The organism is Aeromonas sp. S41-2 (assembly GCF_027705845.1).
Classification (GTDB): domain Bacteria; phylum Pseudomonadota; class Gammaproteobacteria; order Enterobacterales; family Aeromonadaceae; genus Aeromonas; species Aeromonas hydrophila.
This window is the reverse complement of sequence record NZ_JAPDCG010000006.1, coordinates 1-16,867: the sequence shown is the minus strand read 5'-3', so window position 1 is coordinate 16,867 and position 16,867 is coordinate 1. Positions and strand designations below refer to the sequence as shown.

The following is a 16,867-nucleotide window of genomic DNA, read 5'->3' as shown; positions in this document are numbered from 1 at the left end:
ACCAAAAGCAAAAGAGCGCCTAATGGAGGCGCCCTTGTTACGTCTGGCGTAGGGGGTCAGGCCTTACTTGGCGATGAAACCGCCCTTGCTCTGCGGGGCGGCGCCCACCTTCTCCAGGCTCTCCACCTCCACTTCGGTCTTGTTCCAGCTGTGGTCCACCTCGCCACGGATACGGATCAGATCGTCCGGGCCCACCTCGGTGCCGCGCCACACATCCTGATCCACTTCCACTTCCACCTCGCCACTGGCGTCGCGGAACATGTAGTTCTCGCCGCCCAGGTGCTTGACCAGCTTCCCTTCCAGGGTGGCCCAGCTGTCATCGGCCAGATCCTTCAACTGCGCGACGGACACCTTGTTCTGCTCCTGCGGGCCGGTATAGGCCGCCATGGCGAAAGAAGAGATGGACATCAGGGTCAACAGACCGATTACTCTTGCCTTGTTCATTTCATGCTCCTGTCATTGGGTACGGGAGCAGTGTGCCGGCCGGTGCGTGAAACAAACGTGAAGCCTCCCCATCTGGGGGACAGCGGTGTGACCGTAATCGATTTAATCCATATCGCATACTGCGAAATTAAATTCGGCTAGATACCCTGCAAGATGGCAAAACAGCTTCCCAGCACCTTTGCCTATCGAGGAACAGCCTGCAGGCACCACCTGCTTCCAACCAATGAGAACAACAAGATGAAGAAATGGTTTGTGTGTTTATTGGGACTCTTCGCGCTGACAGTTCAGGCAGCCGACAGTCGCCCCGCCTTCTCCCGGATCGTGATGTTTGGCGACAGCCTCTCCGATACCGGCAAGATGTACAGCAAGATGCGCGGTTACCTCCCCTCCAGCCCCCCCTACTATCAGGGCCGCTTCTCCAACGGGCCGGTCTGGCTGGAGCAGCTGACCCAGCAGTTCCCGGGACTGACCATCGCCAACGAGGCGGAAGGGGGCGCCACCGCGGTGGCCTACAACAAGATCTCCTGGAATCCCAAGTATCAGGTCATCAACAACCTGGATTACGAGGTGACCCAGTTCCTGCAAAAGGACAGCTTCAAGCCCGATGATCTGGTGATCCTTTGGGTCGGTGCCAACGATTACCTGGCCTATGGCTGGAACACCGAGCAGGATGCCAAGCGGGTGCGCGACGCCATCAGCGATGCGGCCAACCGCATGGTATTGAACGGCGCCAAGCAGATTCTGTTGTTCAACCTGCCGGATCTGGGCCAGAACCCCTCCGCCCGCAGCCAGAAGGTGGTCGAGGCGGCCAGCCATGTCTCCGCCTACCACAACCAGCTGCTGCTGAACCTGGCACGCCAGCTGGCCCCCACCGGCATCGTCAAGCTGTTCGAGATCGACAAGCAGTTCGCCGAGATGCTGCGCGAGCCGCAGAACTTCGGCCTGAGTGACACCGAGAACGCCTGCTACGGCGGCGGCTATGTGTGGAAGCCGTTTGCCTCCCGCAGTGCAGCCAGCGTCGCCAGCGACAGCAGCCTCTCCGCCTTCAACCCGCAGGAGCGGCTCGCCATCGCCGGCAACCCGCTGCTGGCCCAGGCCGTTGCCAGCCCCATGGTACGGCGCAGCGCCAGCACCCTCGACTGCGAAGGCAAGATGTTCTGGGATCAGGTGCACCCCACCACTGTCGTGCACGCCGCCCTGAGCGAGCGGGCCGGCGCCTTCATCGAGGCTCAATACGAGTTCCTCGCCCACTGATGAAAAAGGGCCGACGACAGTCGGCCCTTTTTATTGTGCGGCCCCGGCGGACCCACCGCTCAGCGGTAGCGCTTGACGATGCCGTCGTAGATGCCGTTCTGCTTGATGGTGGCCAGCGCCTCCTGCAGTCGCTTGATCACCTCGGGCGGCGTCTTCAGACTCGCCGCCACGTACAGATCGCCTCCGGTAAAATCCTCGATGTCGTGCACTATCTTGAGGGCCTCAGGCCCATAGCCTGCCTGATGCACATAGTAGTTGGCCGTCTCCTGCGATACCGGCCAGAGATCGATGCGCCCCATCAGCAGTTTGAGCATGTTGGCCTCGTGGTTGTTGTTGCGTTGCAGGTTGGAAAACTTGCGACCGATCAGGTACTGCTCCAGCGCGTCGTTGCGCACCGTACCGATGGACCAGGCCCGAGCCTGCGACAGCTGGCTGAACGGCTTGATGTCGTCCCGCTTGGCCAGGGCGAAGACGTGAAAATTGATCTGCGCTATCGCCCCGATCCACTGGAACTGCGCCTCGCGCTCGGGGAAGCGGCTGATGCTGTAGATGAGCACGTTGGGGCGGCTGCGCGCCAGCGAGATGGCCCGCGCCCAGGGGTAGATATCCAGCGTGTATTCGAAGCCGGCCTGCTCCAGCATGGCCTCCACCACCTCGGTGCCGAGCCCTTTGACGTCAGCCTCCTCCAGATAGTTGTAGGGCGCATAGTCCTCGGTCACCACCTGCAGGGTCTCGGCCGCCCAGCCCGGCGCCAGCCACAATGCCCAGCACAGCCATATCCATCTGATGTTCATGCCCACCTCGCAGCAAATCCGCCTCGGTTAACTATTGCGTTCCCTCGCCAGAGCGCAAATCCCCGCGGCAAATTGCGGCAATGGTAATCACATTATGTTTTATATCAGTTGGTTGAGAACCTGCTTAAAGCGACTACCCTTAATCTGTTGTGGCTGTGCTATAAGCCCCGACCCATAAGGAGAGGCGACCCTATCAACCTCCCCCCAACAATATGAAATTGCAGAGGCTCAACATGAATAAAACACTGATTACCTTGCTGGTTTCAGGCTTGCTTGCGGCCAACGCCCAGGCAGCCGGACAGGACAACACCTGGTATGGCGGTGCCAAGCTGGGTTGGTCCAACTTCTATGGCGTCGATCACAACCAGGCTATCAAGGACGACTACGCCATCAGCGAAGAGGACAAGAATGACGTCGGTGCCGGCGCCTTCCTCGGCTATCAAATCAACCAGAACCTCGGTGTCGAGCTCGGTTATGACTGGCTCGGCAAATACAAGTACACGGCGACCGACAAGCTGATCCCCACCGACATCAGCCGAGACGAGATCAAAGCCCAGCTGGCCCAGCTCACCATGAAGATCGGCCTGCCGGTCAGCGAGAGCCTGGATCTCTATACCCGCCTGGGTGGCGCCTACGCCTGGACCGACAGCAAACAGCTGGACAATGACAACGGCGCCGCCTTCGTCGGTGCGCTGGGCGCCGAATACGCCTTCAACCGCGACTGGGCCGCCCGTCTCGAATACCAGTACACCACCCCGCTCGGCGACAAGGCGCTCGACAAGACCGGGGCCGAACTCGACAACGGCCTGCTGGCGGTCGGCGTGGTCTATCGCTTCGGTCAGGTAGCCCCCGTGGTGGCCGCACCGGTGCCGGCCCCGGCGCCCGAGCCGGTAGTGGTCGACAAGCAGTTCACCCTGAGCTCGGACGTGCTGTTCGACTTCAACAAGGCCACCCTCAAGCCGGCCGCCGGCCAGGCGCTGGACAACCTCTACAGCCAGATTGAGCAGGCCAGACCCAAGGATGGCGTCGCCACCGTGATCGGCTATACCGACCGCATCGGCTCCGATTCCTACAACCAGAAGCTCTCCGAGCAGCGCGCCAGGACCGTCGCAGACTATCTGGTCGGCAAGGGCCTGCCGGCAGGCAAGGTCAACGTGGAAGGTCGCGGCAAGGGCAATCCGGTCACCGGCGACAGCTGCACCAGCAAGTCCAAGAAAGAGCTGATCGTCTGCCTGGCCCCGGATCGCCGGGTTGAGGTCAAGGTCGAAGGGATCTCGGAAGTTCAGCAGTGATCATCAAGCGTGGCTGACAGCCACGAATAAAAAACGGGAGGCCAAGGCCTCCCGTTCCATTTTGGGTCGTGCATCGGCACAGCGTCAGGCGCCCTTGCGCACCTCTGCCGCAATCTGATCGAGCAGTTGCTGCCAGCCAGCCCCCAGCTCGCTCACCAGAGTGCCGTAGCCATCGGCCGGCAACACCCGCACCTGCTGGAAGGGGACGTCACGCAGTACCGTGCCCTCTTCGGTCAGCAGGCGCCAGCGGCCGCTCAATACGGCGCGACCGTCGTGGCGCCCCTGGAAGCGCTCCACCGAAATGGTCAACACCGGCCCCTTGCGGGCACCGTCCTGCCGCACCACCCAACCCGGCAAGCGGCTGGAGAGGCCGTTCAGGGTCAGCTGATCGAGCTGGGCATCCAGCGACCCCGCCCAGCGATGGTACTCGGCGAAGTGCAGCTCCTTGCCCTCCAGCTGATAGACCAGGCTCATCCGATCCAGCTGGCCGGAGAGGGACACCGGCTTGAGCACCAGCTGGTGCTGCGGCTGAGCCACCACCGCGGCCGCTTGCTGCGCCTCGGCGTCGAGGGAGTAGTAGTGCAGTTGCGTCGGCGCGGAACTGCAACCCGCCAGCAGGCCCAGCAAGGCCAGCGCCATCATCTGTTTCTTCATCATTGACCTCGCTTGGGCTCGGGATCACGGGGGCGAGCCCGATCGAAAATCAACGAGCTCGGCTGCTCGTTGAGCGAATGCACCAGCGGCTGCAACTCACGCATCAACTGGTTGAGCGACTGCACCGACTGCCGCAGATCCTGGTTGGTCTGGGAGTTGGCATCGTACTCCTGCAGCGTGCTCTGCAACTGCTTCAGGCTGTCGTTGAGGGACGCCGGCAACTGCTGGGTCGCGCTCTGACCGGTGAACTTGTCCAGATTGGCGCTCACCGCACTGACGTTCTTCAGGGTCTGCTCCAGGGTCACCAGGGTGTGGTTCACCTGGTTCAGCGTCTTGGCGGTGTCCATGTCGACGAACTTGTCGAGGATCTGGTTCACCTTGCGCTCAATCTGATCCAGCCCGGCCTGTACGGTCGGGAACACCTGATAGCCCGCCAGCTTGGTGGGCTGGAACCTGGGCGCATCTGGATAGAAGTTCAGATCCACCACCTTGCCCCCGGTCAGCAGGCTGGAGGTCTTGAGCGTCGCCCGCAACCCTTCCTTGAACTGCCGACCGAACAGCGCCCGCCACTGCTCCTTCTCCGCATTGGCATAGCGGTGGGAGAGACGTTGTACCTCGATCCGCGCCAGTACCGGGATCTGCCGGCTCTGGAACATCTGCACCCCTTTCTCGTCGATGAGATAGGGGGCCGAGATGACGGTGCCGACCCGGATGCCGCGATACTCCACCGCTGCGCCCGGGTGCAGGCCGCCGACGCTGTCCTCGAACAGGAACACGTAGTCGATGAACTGATCCAGGCTACCGGCCAGTACGCTGGCCTGATCCTGGAACAGGGTGAAGTCGTCCATCTGCTTGACCGGCTCGCCGGGCGCCCAGCCGGGCGGCAGCCCCATGGTGATGCCGCCGTCCAGCAGGCTCTCCAGCGAATCCATCTTCACCTTCATCCCCTCGCTGCTCATGGAGACTTCGAAACCCGGGGTCATCCAGAAGCGGGAGTTGCTGCTCACCAGCACGTCATAGGGGGCATTGATGAAGATCTGATACTGCATCTCGCTCTTCTCGGGCAGGAACTTCGCCTCTTCCACCTGGCCTATGGTGAAGCCCTGGTAGTTGATGGGCGAGCCGACCCCGAGCGCCCGGGTGTCGCGGCTGCTCAGCGATAGTCGCAGCCCCTTGGCGTCCTGCGAGGCCAGTGGCGGCTTGTCCAGCATGGCGTACTCGTCGCGGGCCTTGCCCTTCTTGCCGGGTGCCAGTTCGATGTAGGCGCCGGAGAGCAGGGTACCGAGGCCGGAGACCCCCTCCCGACCGACTCTGGGCTTGACCACCCAGAACTGGCTGTCCTTCTTGAGCATGCCGGCGGCGGCGTTGGTCAAACGGGCCTTCAGCACCGCATGGCTGTAGTCCTCGCTGAGCTCCACCGCCTCGATGCGGCCCACTTCCACCTCGCGGGAGCGGATCACCGTCTTGCCCGCCACTATGCCTTCGGCCGTCGCCACCGTCAGGGTGAAGCTGGGACCTTGTGAATACCAGTGCTGGAACAGCATCCAGATCCCGATGAACAGCGCCAGCAGCGGCACCATCCAGATAGCGGCGGCCGAGCTCAGAAAATCAGAGCCGGGTTTCCACCTTTTCTTACGCTCACTCACGTTCGCGTTCTCCTTGTTGTAAATCCCAGATCAGGCGGGAATCGAAGCTCATGGCTGCCACCATGGTGATCAGCACCACACCCGCAAAAGCGACGGCCGCAGGGCCCGGATAGATGGTCATCAGGTTGTCGAGCCGGATCAGGCCCGCCAGGATGGCCACCACGAAGACGTCGATCATCGACCAGCGTCCCACGAATTCAGTCATGCGATAAAGTTTGAGCTTGCCAAGGGGCGATGCCCCCTGGCCACGCTGCACCATGTAGCAGAGCCACAGCAGCGCCAGGATCTTCACCAGCGGCACCACCACGCTGGCGAAAAAAATCACCGCGGCAATGGGATAGGAGCCCATGGCCCACAGCAGCACCACCCCGCCGAGAATGGTGGAGGGGCTGTCATCCCCGAGGAAGACGGTGTCCATGATGGGATAGAGGTTGGCCGGGATGTAGAGGATCACCGAGGTGAAGAGCAGCGCCCAGGTCCGGTTCAGCCCACCCGGTTTGCGGCTGTGCAGATGATCGCCGCACCGTTTGCAACTGTCGGCCCCGGCCTCGCTCAGGGCGCCGCAGATGTGGCAGCCCACCAGCCCGGAGGTCATGGCGCTGGCCTCGTCATCCTCCACCGTCAGCCCGTGCAGCTCGCTCGGCCCGAACAATCGTTGCCACAGCCACATCCGGTCCAGCGACGAGATCATCTTGATCAGCAGCACCGTGTAGCCGACGAACGCCCAGAACGACAGGCCCATCTTGATGTCGGCCATCCCCATCAGCTTGACCAGCGAGATGAGCACCCCGATGAGGAACACATCCACCATCAGCCAGGGCTTGATCCGGCACAGCAGCCGGCCGAGGGAGCGCAGGGCGTTGCTGTGCAGATCCTTGTCGACCCGCCACAACACCAGCATGATGGAACCGATATAGACCAGCGGCAGGCCGATCAGGGTCAGGCTCAGCACGGCCCCGAGGAACAAATAGCCCTGATCCACCAGGGTGGTGATGCACTGCAGAAAGGTCATCTCCTGCCCCACCCCTTTGGCGGAGAAGGACATGAAGGTAAAGGAGTTGGAGAGCGCGAACATGATGATGGCCGCAAAGCCGTAGGCGATGGGCCTGCGCTCCTGCTCCGGCAGATGGCGGCTCAGGGTGTGACCGCAACGCGGGCAGCTGCTCGCCTCCCCCACGGCCAGCGTGGTGGCCGGCACCAGCAGGTCGCACTCTTCGCACGCGGTGGCGTCATGGGTATAGGTGGGTTGGTGTTGGTGTGAAACCGGATGCAAGATGAAACCCCAGCATGAGGCCCGCCACGGGGCCAGAGCCGCCAATTATTACAGCAGCGGCCCGCGCCGACCAGCCCTGTCGTTGCACCATCCGGGTCAGGTGTGAGAATGACTTTGACAAGCAAGTGACCATTTAGCACAATCAAACGCCACTTTTTTTCCGCGGGACAATAATTTATGACAACTGAATCCCCAAGCTACTCCACGATTGAGCAAGCCTTCTCCCTCGGGAACGGGCAAGATTCTGCCCTCAACTGGTTGCGCAAGAATCGCAGTCAGGTCGCCATCTTCCTGGTGAGCGGCATCAAGCTGGAGGGGACCATCAGCGGTTTCGACCAGTACAGCGTGCTGTTGACCGATGCCCACGGCAACCAGCAGCTGGTCTACAAGGCCAAGATTTCCACCATCGCCATGCACTCCGGCCGGCCTCAGGTCAGCATCCAGCGTGCCCGCAAACCCCGCGTCTCCATGGCGCCGCGCCCCCATGGCGCGCCCGGTCGTTACGACGACAACCAGGGCGGCGGTAGCAGCGAGCAGTAATGCACTTGCCTGGGTCACCCCGACGCCATTGCTGCGTCAAAGGGTGACCGAGTCCATTCTCATGTATCATGTCTGTCCCGTATGAGAATGGACTCCACTCTTCCTCCGAGTAGAACCATCCGTTTTCTCTCTCTTCCCTTCAATACTGCAAGTCGACCGGTCGGCCATCCCTGACCATGCAGGTCTGCATCCCCGCAGCCTGACCAGCCTGCACGCCGATCCCCGTATCCTCGAATACCAGACAGCCTGCCGGCTCGACCCCCAGCCGACGTGCGACCAGCAGAAACGTATCGGGATGGGGTTTGTGCAGTTCCACATCGTCGGCGGTCACCACCACGGGGAAGTAGCGATCCAGCCCGGTGTTGCGCAGCACGGCCTCGGCATTGATGCGGGGCGAGCCGGTACCGATCCCCATCGGGATGCGGCCATGGTAGTGCTCAACCAGTTCCAGCATGGCCGGGAAGACGGTCGCCTTGTGCAGGTTGGCCACGTAGTGTTCGGTCTTGCAGCGGGTCACGATGAGCGGATCCAGCGCGATCTGTTGCTGCTCGGTCACCAGCAGGGCGATTTTGCGGCTCGGCATGCCGCCCAGCTCATAGAACCAGTCGGCATCGAAGTGAAAGCCAAATTCGCGGGCCGTGTGCGCCCAGGCGGCGAGGTGCAGCGGCATGGAGTCCACCAGGGTGCCGTCGAGGTCAAATACCAGGCCTTGAAATCCGGATAGGGTCATGTGCGGAGTCTGTCTCTGAACAAAGGGTCCCCATTCTAGCCAGAGCCATCTTTGCTCGCCACGGCCTAGGTGGCGAGAAACGCTTGCCCCCACATTTGTGCCTGAAAATAGATGGGCGTCAGTCTGGCGGGCTCCAGCTGATAAGTGGGCGCCAGCTGGGCCAGCAAGGGCCAATCCCCCTGTTCATAGCTCTTCACCAGTTGGAACAGATGAAAGAGCGGCCCCTCGCGAGACTCCAGCGCCCGCCTCACGTCCTTGGGCAGGTGGGCCTTGAGCTGCTCGGAGAGCAGCGAGCCATCTAGAACCAACCCCACCAGAAAGGCCCAGCTGGCAGCCGCCTTGCCGAGCGCATTCAGGGCGATCAGCTCGCAGAAGCGGCCGCGGGCGATGGCCATGCGGGTGCAGGCCTCCGGCATGTGCTGGCTGACCCTGGCCAGCCCGTAGATGAGCACGAACTTGCGGATCTCCTGCTCCCCCAGATAGGAGAGCGCCCGGGTGACCGAGACGATGGGGCTGGCGTGATCGAAACCGGGGGCATTGACATAGCTCAGCAACTGCCCCGGCAACCAGGCATCCTGCTCCAGCAGGGTGGCCACCCGGGCGAAGGAGAACTCCTCGCGGCAGATCAGCTGCAGTATCTCCTGTACCAGCTTCATGTCCGGCTGGGCGGCACGCTGGTTGACCAGCTCGGGGCGGGCGAGAAAACCGCCGGCGAAGAAGTCGACTCCCGCCTCCTTGAGCGGCAGGAAGTCTCCCCAGGTCTCGATGTCGAGGGCCATCCGCTTGTGCTCGGTCGGCTGGCGGATCCCCTCTTCACCCATCCAGAACACCAGCAGCCGGGAGGCGTTGAACCAGCGCGGCTCGCGCTGGGCACCGTGCACCGCCAGCCGGCGCCGGTAGTCGCGCCACTGCTCCAGCACGGGGAAGGAGGCGGGCAGCCGATCGGCCGAGGCTTCGACCAGCGGTATGGTGTCCTGATCGAACAGCAGGGGGCGCAGTTCATCGAGCTGCTCGTGAGTGAAGGGCAGCAGGTATTGCCGTCCCTGTGCCAGCAGCCGGCACTGAGCCGCCAGCAGCGTCCATTCGGACGGGTCGGCAAGCTGATAGTCAATGCCATAGGCGACGAGGGCAAGGCGGCGGTTGAAGATGGGATAGCGACGTAACAACATGGGCTCACCGATAGGCTAGCGTACACGCCCTCCCCTGCGATTTGGCATGATAGAGCGCCTGATCAGCCTGTTCGGTCAAGCTCTGCCATGTTCCATCCAGCGAGGGAACCAGATAGCTAAAGCCTATGCTAACCGTAATGAAATCAGCAACTCGGGAGGCCGGATGCGGGATCTTTAATTCGCTGAGCCCCTGGTGAATCTGTTCCGCCAATCGCTCCGCTTCGCCGGGTTGCGGACCGCACAACAGGATCACGAACTCTTCGCCGCCGTAACGGGCCACCAGGTTGGTGCGCCGCCGCTCCGCCTCCTGCAGCAGACCGGCCACCTGCTGCAGGCATTGGTCCCCCTTGGCGTGGCCGAAGTGATCGTTGTAGGACTTGAACTCATCCACATCGATCATCAGCACCGCCAGCAGGTTTTGATGGCGGCGCGCCCACTCCCACTCCCGCTGCATGGTGAGATCCCAGTGGCGGCGGTTGGCGATACCGGTCAACGGGTCCTCCAGCGACAACAGCGACAGGCGCTTGTTGGCCTCCTCCAGCGCCCGGTTGGTCTCCGCCAGCTGCATGGTGCGCTCGCTGACCCGCTGTTCCAGCTCACGATTGAAACGCTCAAGCGCCTCCTGGGTACGCTGGCGGATCAGCAACTGGGAGAGCATGGCCGCATACTGCTTGAAGATCTCGCTCTGATAGGCCTTGAGCGGTCGACGCCACAGCAGGTTGTCGGCCGCAATCCAGCCGATCGGGGTGGCGCCGTCCCACAGCGACACCATGGCGTTCCAGCCGCGCCCCACCTCCTGCTTTTCGTAGTAGAGCGGCGCATCCTCCAGCACCAGCACATAATCCTTGCGGCGCAGCGCCTCCTGCACCGTGGGGTGATCGGGAATGGGACTGATGAAGTGATGTTCGTCGATCAGCTCGCCCGCTTCGTTGGTACCCCAGGTACCGTGCATGGTCTTGAACTCGGCGTCGACCAGGAAGATGGCGATGCGATCGAACTGCAGATCCTGGCGGGCCAGCACCACGGCCTCGCGCAGCAGTTGATGCTCGCTGTCGCAGCGGGAGAGCTGAACCCCCACCTGATGCAGCGCCTGCAACATGCTGAGGAAGGAGCCTTGCAGCGCCTGGCTGCGGATGAGATCGGCCTGGGTATGCAGTCGTTGATCCCGCTCCAGATCGATCTGGCTGGCGAGCAACCGGCTCTCCAGTTCGGCGGCAAGATAGTGCATCAGCAGCTGAATGCTCTGTTGCTGGCGACGGGAGAGGCGATCGAGGCGGCGGCGGGTCTCCAGGTAGACCACTGCCTCCAGCCCCTTGTGGCGCTTGAGCGGGAAACAGGCGCGCAGGCGTGTCGTCTGCGGCTCAACCGTCTCCCAGATGTCGTGAGGGTGGGCTAGCTGCTCCACCACCAGCTGTCCCTTGTCGAGGGCATGTTCGATGAAAACGATTGGCAGCTGGAGCGTAGCAAGGGCGTCGGCAGTCAGGCAGACCAGCCCCTGTTCGAGCTGAAAGCTGTATAGCTGGGACTCGGGCGCCCGCAGCCACAAGTAGATCTGTTCGGCTTCGGTTTTTTCCCTGACTGCCGCCAGCGTCACTTCACAGAGATGTTCAAAACTGGTGAAGTGCTCTGGATCCCATTCCTGCATGCCTGCCATCCTTGGTTGTATCCAAGCGAGTATATCGACAAACATTGCACTTTAATTGACTAGCCAGTCAAAAGCGCGATCCAGAGCCCACTTTTTATAACAGATTCAACGCCTGCATCGCGTCACGAATGCGGGTGCGCGTCGCCTCGGACAGCGGCATCACCGGCAGACGGCACTCCTCGCTGCAAAAGCCCAGCAGGGAGACCGCATACTTGGCACCGGCGGGGCTCGGCTCGGCAAACATCGCCTGATGCAGCGGAATCAGCTTGTCTTGCAGCTCACGCGCGGCTTGCCACTGGCCGGCCAGCGTGAGGTTCTGCACTTCGGCCACCAGCTTGGGGGCCACGTTGGCAGTCACCGAGATGCAGCCCTGACCGCCGCCGATGTTGTAGGCCACGGCGGTGGCATCTTCACCGGACAGCCAGGCAAACGGCTTCTTGATCAGCTGGCGTTCGGTCCAGGGGCGGGCCAGATCGCCGGTGGCGTCTTTCACCCCGGCAATGCGCGGCAGCTCGGCCAGTCGGGCCAGGGTGGCCGGTTGCACGTCGACGATGGCGCGCGGCGGGATGTTGTAGACGATGATCGGCTTGCTGGTGGCGTCGTGCACCGCCTTGAAGTGGTGGTAGAGCCCCTCCTGGTTGGGGCGGTTGTAGTAACCGGCCACGTGCAGGGTGGCATCGGCCCCCGCCTGCTCGGCATGACGGGTGTACTCGATCGCCTCGACCGGGTTGTTGGAGCCGGCCCCGGCAATCACAGGAATGCGGCCCGCCACCAGCTTGACCACCAGCTCCACCACCCGGCAGTGTTCGTCATGGGTCAGGGTCGGGCTCTCACCCGTGGTGCCCACCGGCACTATGCCGTGGGTACCCTGTTCGATATGCCACTCCACCAGACGCGCCAGCGCCTCTTCATCCAGCTTGCCCTGTCGAAAGGGGGTAATCAGGGCGACGATTGAACCTTTGAACATGGAATTTCCTTCTCCGTTGACTCATGAATGTGGCAATAAAAAACCCCGGTACGATGTGCGCAACCGGGGTTTGAATCTGCTCAGGGATGAGAGGTTACGCGCGAACGTCGGCAGGCCCGAATGTCAGGCTCTTTTTATGCTTTCGTTTCAACCCGTTGAACCGCATTGCGTCATCTCTGCTCAAAAAATGGTGTCTGGGCATATTTCGGGAACACGGCATAAATGTCAAGGCGAAAGCGGCTATGTATAATGGCCGCCCAAAATTGCGTGGAGAGACCCGATGAGCAGCCCGATCAGTGCCGTCAGCCAGATGCTGGAACGAAACCAAGCCCTCTTTGTCGGCAAGCGGCTGCTGGTGTGCGGCGCGCTGGAGGATGACTATCCCCTCCAGCTGGCGACCCTGACCCACTCCCTCACCGTCTTTACCACGGATTACTGCTACTACCGCAGCCAGCAGGCCGCGCTGGGGGATACCATCCTGTTCGACCATCAGCTCGGCGGCGCCCCCCGTTTCGATGCCCTGCTGCTGCTGATGCCCAAGGCCAAGGCCGAGGCCCAGTATCTGCTGGCCATGATGACCCCACTGCTGGAGGCCGGTGCCGAGCTGTTCCTCGCCGGTGAAAACCGCGGTGGCATCAATGGGGCCGACAAGCTGCTGGCCCCCTATGGCGACAAGCCGGTCAAACGTGACTCGGCCCGCCGCTGCTCCCTCTATCACGGCGAGCTGAGCAAACCGGTTGAACCGTTTGAGCTGGATGGCTGGTTCGGCCACTACCAGTGCCAGGCCGGCGACACCGAACTGACCGTGCTGGCGCTGCCCGGCGTGTTCAGTGCATCCGAACTGGATCTCGGCAGCCAGATGCTGCTGGCCAGCCTGCCGGCCATGCAGGGCTCGCTGCTCGATTTCGGCTGCGGCGCCGGGGTGATTGGCTCTGTGCTGGCCAAGCGCAATCCCGAACTCAAGGTCACCATGGTGGATATCAACGCGCTGGCGCTGGAGTCCAGCCGCCGTACCCTGGCCATCAACGGCCTGCAGGGCGAGGTGCGGGCATCCGACGTCTATTCCGACATTCAGGGGAAATTTGACCGCATCGTCTCCAATCCGCCGTTCCACGCCGGCCTCAAGACCTTCTACGCAGCCACCGAGACCTTCCTGGCCAAGGCGCCGGATCATCTGCAATCCCAGGGCTCGCTGACGATAGTTGCCAACGCCTTCCTGCGATATCAGCCTATACTGGAGACGCACTTCAAACGGACTGAAGTGATCAGCAGCGATGCCAAATTCAAGGTCTATCTGAGCAAAGTGTAAATAAGTGTAACCAGTCACCGGAAACAGGTAGAGAGCCCCATACGGGATCTGATAAGGTAATTGTCACACCTCAAACCACCCCTTTAGGGGTGTTTTTTTGCATCAAGCTGAAAACCTTTTCATAGTATGAATTCAGGGAGAGAAATACGATGGCAGGCATACTCACCATGATCCTGGCCGGCGGCGAAGGTACTCGCCTCCAGCCACTCACCACCACCCGCAGCAAGCCCTCGGTTCCCTTCGGCGGCAGCTACCGACTGATCGACTTCGTCCTCAACAACTTCGTCAACGCCGACTTCCTGCGCATCTACGTATTGACCCAATTCAAGTCCCAGTCCCTCTATCTGCATATGAAGAAGGGCTGGAACATCGTCGGCATCACGGATCGCTTCATCGACCCGATTCCGGCCCAGATGCGGATGGGCAAACGCTGGTATGACGGCACCGCCGACGCCATCTACCAGAACCTGCGTTTCATCGAGATCTCCGACCCCGAGCACGTCTGCATCTTCGGCTCCGACCACATCTACAAGATGGACGTGAGCCAGATGGTGACCTTCCACAAGCAGAAGGCCGCCGCCCTGACCGTCGCCGCCCTGCGCATGCCCATCGAGGAGGCGAGCGCCTTCGGGGTGATCGAGGTGGATCAGGAGGGCCGGATGATCGGCTTCGAAGAGAAGCCCAAGCGACCCAAGCACATCCCCGGCGATCCCACCCAGGCGCTGGTCTCCATGGGCAACTACATCTTCGAGACCGAGGCGCTCTATCGCGAACTCAAGCGCGATGCCGCCGAGGAGAACTCCAGCCACGATTTCGGCAAGGACATCATCCCCAGCCTGTTCCCGCGCGCCCCCGTCTATGTCTATGACTACAGCACCAACGTCATTCCGGGCGAGAAGCCCAACGTCTACTGGCGCGACGTGGGGACTCTGGACTCTTACTGGCAGGCGCACATGGACCTGGTGGCCGACGATGCTCCCTTCTCTCTCTACAACCGCAAGTGGCCGCTGCACACCCACTACCCGCCGCTGCCGCCCGCCACCTTCGTCGATACCGACAACTGCAAGGTGAAGATCGCCAACTCGTTGATCTCCGGCGGCTGCTTCATTCAGGGCAGCCAGATCCAGCGCTCCATCCTGGGTTTTCGCTGCAACGTGGGGCCTTGCAGCCACATCAGCGAGTCGGTTCTGCTCGGGGACGTGAAGATCGGCGAGGGCTGCTCCATTCGCCGCGCCATCATCGACAAGAACGTTGAAATTGCGCCCGGCACCGTGATCGGTGAAAATCTGGACCATGACAGAGAACGATTTACCGTGTCCGAAGGCGGTATCGTCGTGGTACCTAAGGGAGCAAGAGTTGGCTATTAACCCACTGAAAATCCTGTTCGTTGCCTCGGAAGTTGAGGGGCTTGTGAAGACTGGGGGTCTGGCTGACGTGGCCAGAGCCCTACCGCTGTACCTGGCTCAGAAGGGGCATGATGTCAGGATCATGCTGCCCTTCTACAAGACGATAAAGCGACGGGATGAGGCCAAACTGCTGGTCTCGCGCTGGCTGCCAACCCACCCGGGCCTGCCGGATATCGGCTATCGCATCTATCAGATGGATCTGGAGGGAGTCTGCGTCTACCTGCTCGACTGCCCGCAGTACTTCGATCGCCCCCAGCTCTACGCCGAGAACAACCAGGCCTATCCGGACAACGGCGAGCGCTTCGCCTTTCTGGCCGCGGCCGCGCTGCACGCCAGCGAACAGCTCGCCTTTGCTCCCGACATAGTGCACTGCAACGACTGGCACACCGGCCTGCTGCCGCTGCTGCTGAAAACCCGTCACGCCCACAACCCCTTCTTCCAGCACACCCGCAGCGTGATCAGCATTCACAACGCGGCCTTTCAGGGGGTATTCGAGCGCCAGCAGTTCTGGGCCGTGCCCGAGATTGCCGACTACGAACAGCGCATCAGCTACGACTACGGTCACGTCAACCTGCTCAAATGTGGCGTGCTCTATGCCGACAAGATCAACGCCGTCAGCCCCAACTATGCCAGCGAATTGCTGACTCACCTGGGTGCTCACGGCATGGCCAGCATCTTCCAGCAGCGGGCGGCGGATCTGCGCGGCATCCTCAACGGCTGTGACTATCAGGACTGGGATCCGGCGTTTGATGACTTCCTGCCGGCCACCTATGACGTCGACGACCTGGCCGGCAAGCGCATCTGCAAGCAGAGCCTGCAACAGGAAACCGGCCTGCCGGTGGCGGATCTGCCCATCTATGGCATGGTGTGCCGGCTGACCGAACAGAAGGGCGTTCACCTGCTGCTGCCCGTGCTGGACAAGTTTCTGCATCACAAGGTGCAGGTGGTGATCGTCGGCTCGGGCGATCCCTCCCTTGCAGCCCAGTTGCAGACCCTGGCGCAACAATTCCCGGACCGGCTCGCCTTCATCAACACCTATGACGACCGGCTCGCTCATCTGGTGGAAGCGGGTGCCGACTTCTTCCTGATGCCCTCCCTGTTCGAACCGTGTGGACTCAACCAGATGTACAGCCTGGCCTATGGCACCCTGCCGCTGGTGCGGGCCGTCGGCGGCCTGAAAGATACGGTGGTGGACTGGGATGCCGACCCGGAACACGCAACCGGCTTCTGCTTCAATGATCCGACCGCCAACATCTTGCTCGATGCCATGCGCCGCAGCCTGCTCTACTACCTGCAGGATCCCGAGCAGTTTGCCCGGGTGCAGCGCAACGCCATGAACACCCGCTTCAACTGGCCGGATTCGGTCACTCAATACGAGCAGATGTATCAGGACGCACTGGCCCGCCACTGAGGCAGATTGCTGAAGTTTTGTCCCCTTGATGCTGCTTTGAACGTCAACAGCGAAAAAAGTCCCCTTTGGCTGTTGACGCTCCTTCAAAACTCTATAGAATCCCCCACCGCAGTGATGCGAAGGTGGCGGAATTGGTAGACGCGCTAGCTTCAGGTGTTAGTGTCCCACGGATGTGAGGGTTCGAGTCCCTCTCTTCGCACCATACTGCAAGATGCTTTATCAGACAGCATGTCAATCCAGACTGATAACCCGAATGTGCGAAGGTGGCGGAATTGGTAGACGCGCTAGCTTCAGGTGTTAGTGCCCCCCGGGTGTGAGGGTTCGAGTCCCTCT

Annotated in this window: 15 protein-coding genes and 1 tRNA gene; 7 read left to right on the top strand and 9 right to left on the bottom strand. The window is 61.6% G+C overall.

The features are described 5' to 3' along the window. Positions 1–63 precede the first annotated feature (63 nt). Positions 64–444: a YgiW/YdeI family stress tolerance OB fold protein gene (locus tag OKC44_RS14720; protein WP_270813678.1), complete on the bottom strand. Its 381-nt coding sequence runs from the start codon at positions 442–444 to the stop codon at positions 64–66. A gap of 237 nt (positions 445–681) precedes the next feature. Here OKC44_RS14720 and OKC44_RS14715 point away from each other — a divergent pair, with 237 nt between their 5' ends. Continuing rightward, the gene (locus OKC44_RS14715; RefSeq protein WP_039214012.1) at positions 682–1,698 is read left to right on the top strand and encodes an SGNH/GDSL hydrolase family protein; all 1,017 of its coding nucleotides are present in this window, start codon (positions 682–684) and stop codon (positions 1,696–1,698) included. Positions 1,699–1,757: 59 nt separating this feature from the next. Here the strand turns inward: OKC44_RS14715 and OKC44_RS14710 are convergent, their stop codons facing one another. Next, a complete protein-coding gene (locus tag OKC44_RS14710; protein ID WP_270813675.1) occupies positions 1,758–2,492 on the bottom strand; it encodes a substrate-binding periplasmic protein in 735 nt (244 codons plus the stop codon). Positions 2,493–2,725: 233 nt separating this feature from the next. Between OKC44_RS14710 and ompA the strand changes: the two genes are divergently transcribed. Continuing rightward, positions 2,726–3,784 carry a porin OmpA gene (ompA, locus tag OKC44_RS14705; protein WP_270813672.1) on the top strand — a complete coding sequence of 353 codons (1,059 nt, stop codon included), beginning with the start codon at positions 2,726–2,728 and terminating at the stop codon, positions 3,782–3,784. Between the two features lie 84 nt (positions 3,785–3,868). Here ompA and OKC44_RS14700 read toward each other — a convergent pair whose 3' ends face one another. The 3 genes from OKC44_RS14700 to OKC44_RS14690 are packed head-to-tail and all read right to left on the bottom strand — an operon-like array spanning position 3,869 to position 7,357. After that, positions 3,869–4,438, bottom strand: coding sequence for a PqiC family protein (locus OKC44_RS14700; protein ID WP_016352114.1), 570 nt, complete (start codon positions 4,436–4,438; stop codon positions 3,869–3,871). Beyond that, positions 4,438–6,084 (bottom strand): intermembrane transport protein PqiB, encoded by a 1,647-nt coding sequence (gene pqiB, locus OKC44_RS14695; protein ID WP_011707505.1) that lies wholly within the window; start codon positions 6,082–6,084, stop codon positions 4,438–4,440. The genes OKC44_RS14700 and pqiB overlap by 1 nt, the downstream gene beginning before the upstream one ends. Beyond that, a complete protein-coding gene (locus tag OKC44_RS14690) occupies positions 6,077–7,357 on the bottom strand; it encodes a paraquat-inducible protein A (RefSeq protein WP_270813670.1) in 1,281 nt (426 codons plus the stop codon). The genes pqiB and OKC44_RS14690 overlap by 8 nt, the downstream gene beginning before the upstream one ends. Before the next feature lie 177 nt (positions 7,358–7,534). Here OKC44_RS14690 and hfq point away from each other — a divergent pair, with 177 nt between their 5' ends. After that, positions 7,535–7,897, top strand: coding sequence for an RNA chaperone Hfq (gene hfq, locus OKC44_RS14685; RefSeq protein ID WP_011707507.1), 363 nt, complete (start codon positions 7,535–7,537; stop codon positions 7,895–7,897). Positions 7,898–8,036: 139 nt separating this feature from the next. Here hfq and OKC44_RS14680 read toward each other — a convergent pair whose 3' ends face one another. From OKC44_RS14680 to dapA, 4 genes are all read right to left on the bottom strand, one after another. After that, positions 8,037–8,627, bottom strand: a complete 591-nt coding sequence (locus OKC44_RS14680; protein ID WP_203133555.1) for an HAD family hydrolase — start codon at positions 8,625–8,627, stop codon at positions 8,037–8,039. A gap of 65 nt (positions 8,628–8,692) precedes the next feature. Continuing rightward, on the bottom strand, positions 8,693–9,796 hold the full coding sequence (locus OKC44_RS14675; RefSeq protein ID WP_011707509.1) for an EAL and HDOD domain-containing protein: 1,104 nt from the start codon (positions 9,794–9,796) through the stop codon (positions 8,693–8,695). Between the two features lie 4 nt (positions 9,797–9,800). Continuing rightward, positions 9,801–11,441, bottom strand: a complete 1,641-nt coding sequence (locus OKC44_RS14670; RefSeq protein ID WP_139392614.1) for a GGDEF domain-containing protein — start codon at positions 11,439–11,441, stop codon at positions 9,801–9,803. 94 nt (positions 11,442–11,535) lie between these two features. Beyond that, the gene (gene dapA / locus OKC44_RS14665) at positions 11,536–12,408 is read right to left on the bottom strand and encodes a 4-hydroxy-tetrahydrodipicolinate synthase (RefSeq protein WP_011707511.1); all 873 of its coding nucleotides are present in this window, start codon (positions 12,406–12,408) and stop codon (positions 11,536–11,538) included. Positions 12,409–12,688: 280 nt separating this feature from the next. On the opposite strand from dapA, the gene rsmC reads away from it, so the two are divergent. The 4 genes from rsmC (at position 12,689) to OKC44_RS14645 (ending at position 16,736) form a co-directional block, all read left to right on the top strand. Then, entirely contained in the window at positions 12,689–13,717 is a 1,029-nt protein-coding gene (gene rsmC, locus OKC44_RS14660) for a 16S rRNA (guanine(1207)-N(2))-methyltransferase RsmC (RefSeq protein ID WP_270813667.1), read from the top strand. A 149-nt stretch (positions 13,718–13,866) separates the two neighbouring features. Continuing rightward, a complete protein-coding gene (glgC, locus tag OKC44_RS14655; protein ID WP_270813664.1) occupies positions 13,867–15,084 on the top strand; it encodes a glucose-1-phosphate adenylyltransferase in 1,218 nt (405 codons plus the stop codon). Further along, positions 15,074–16,534 (top strand): glycogen synthase GlgA, encoded by a 1,461-nt coding sequence (gene glgA, locus OKC44_RS14650; protein ID WP_270813663.1) that lies wholly within the window; start codon positions 15,074–15,076, stop codon positions 16,532–16,534. Before glgC ends, glgA begins: the two co-directional genes overlap by 11 nt. Before the next feature lie 116 nt (positions 16,535–16,650). After that, positions 16,651–16,736, top strand: a tRNA-Leu gene (locus OKC44_RS14645). The last annotated feature ends 131 nt before the right edge of the window (positions 16,737–16,867 follow it).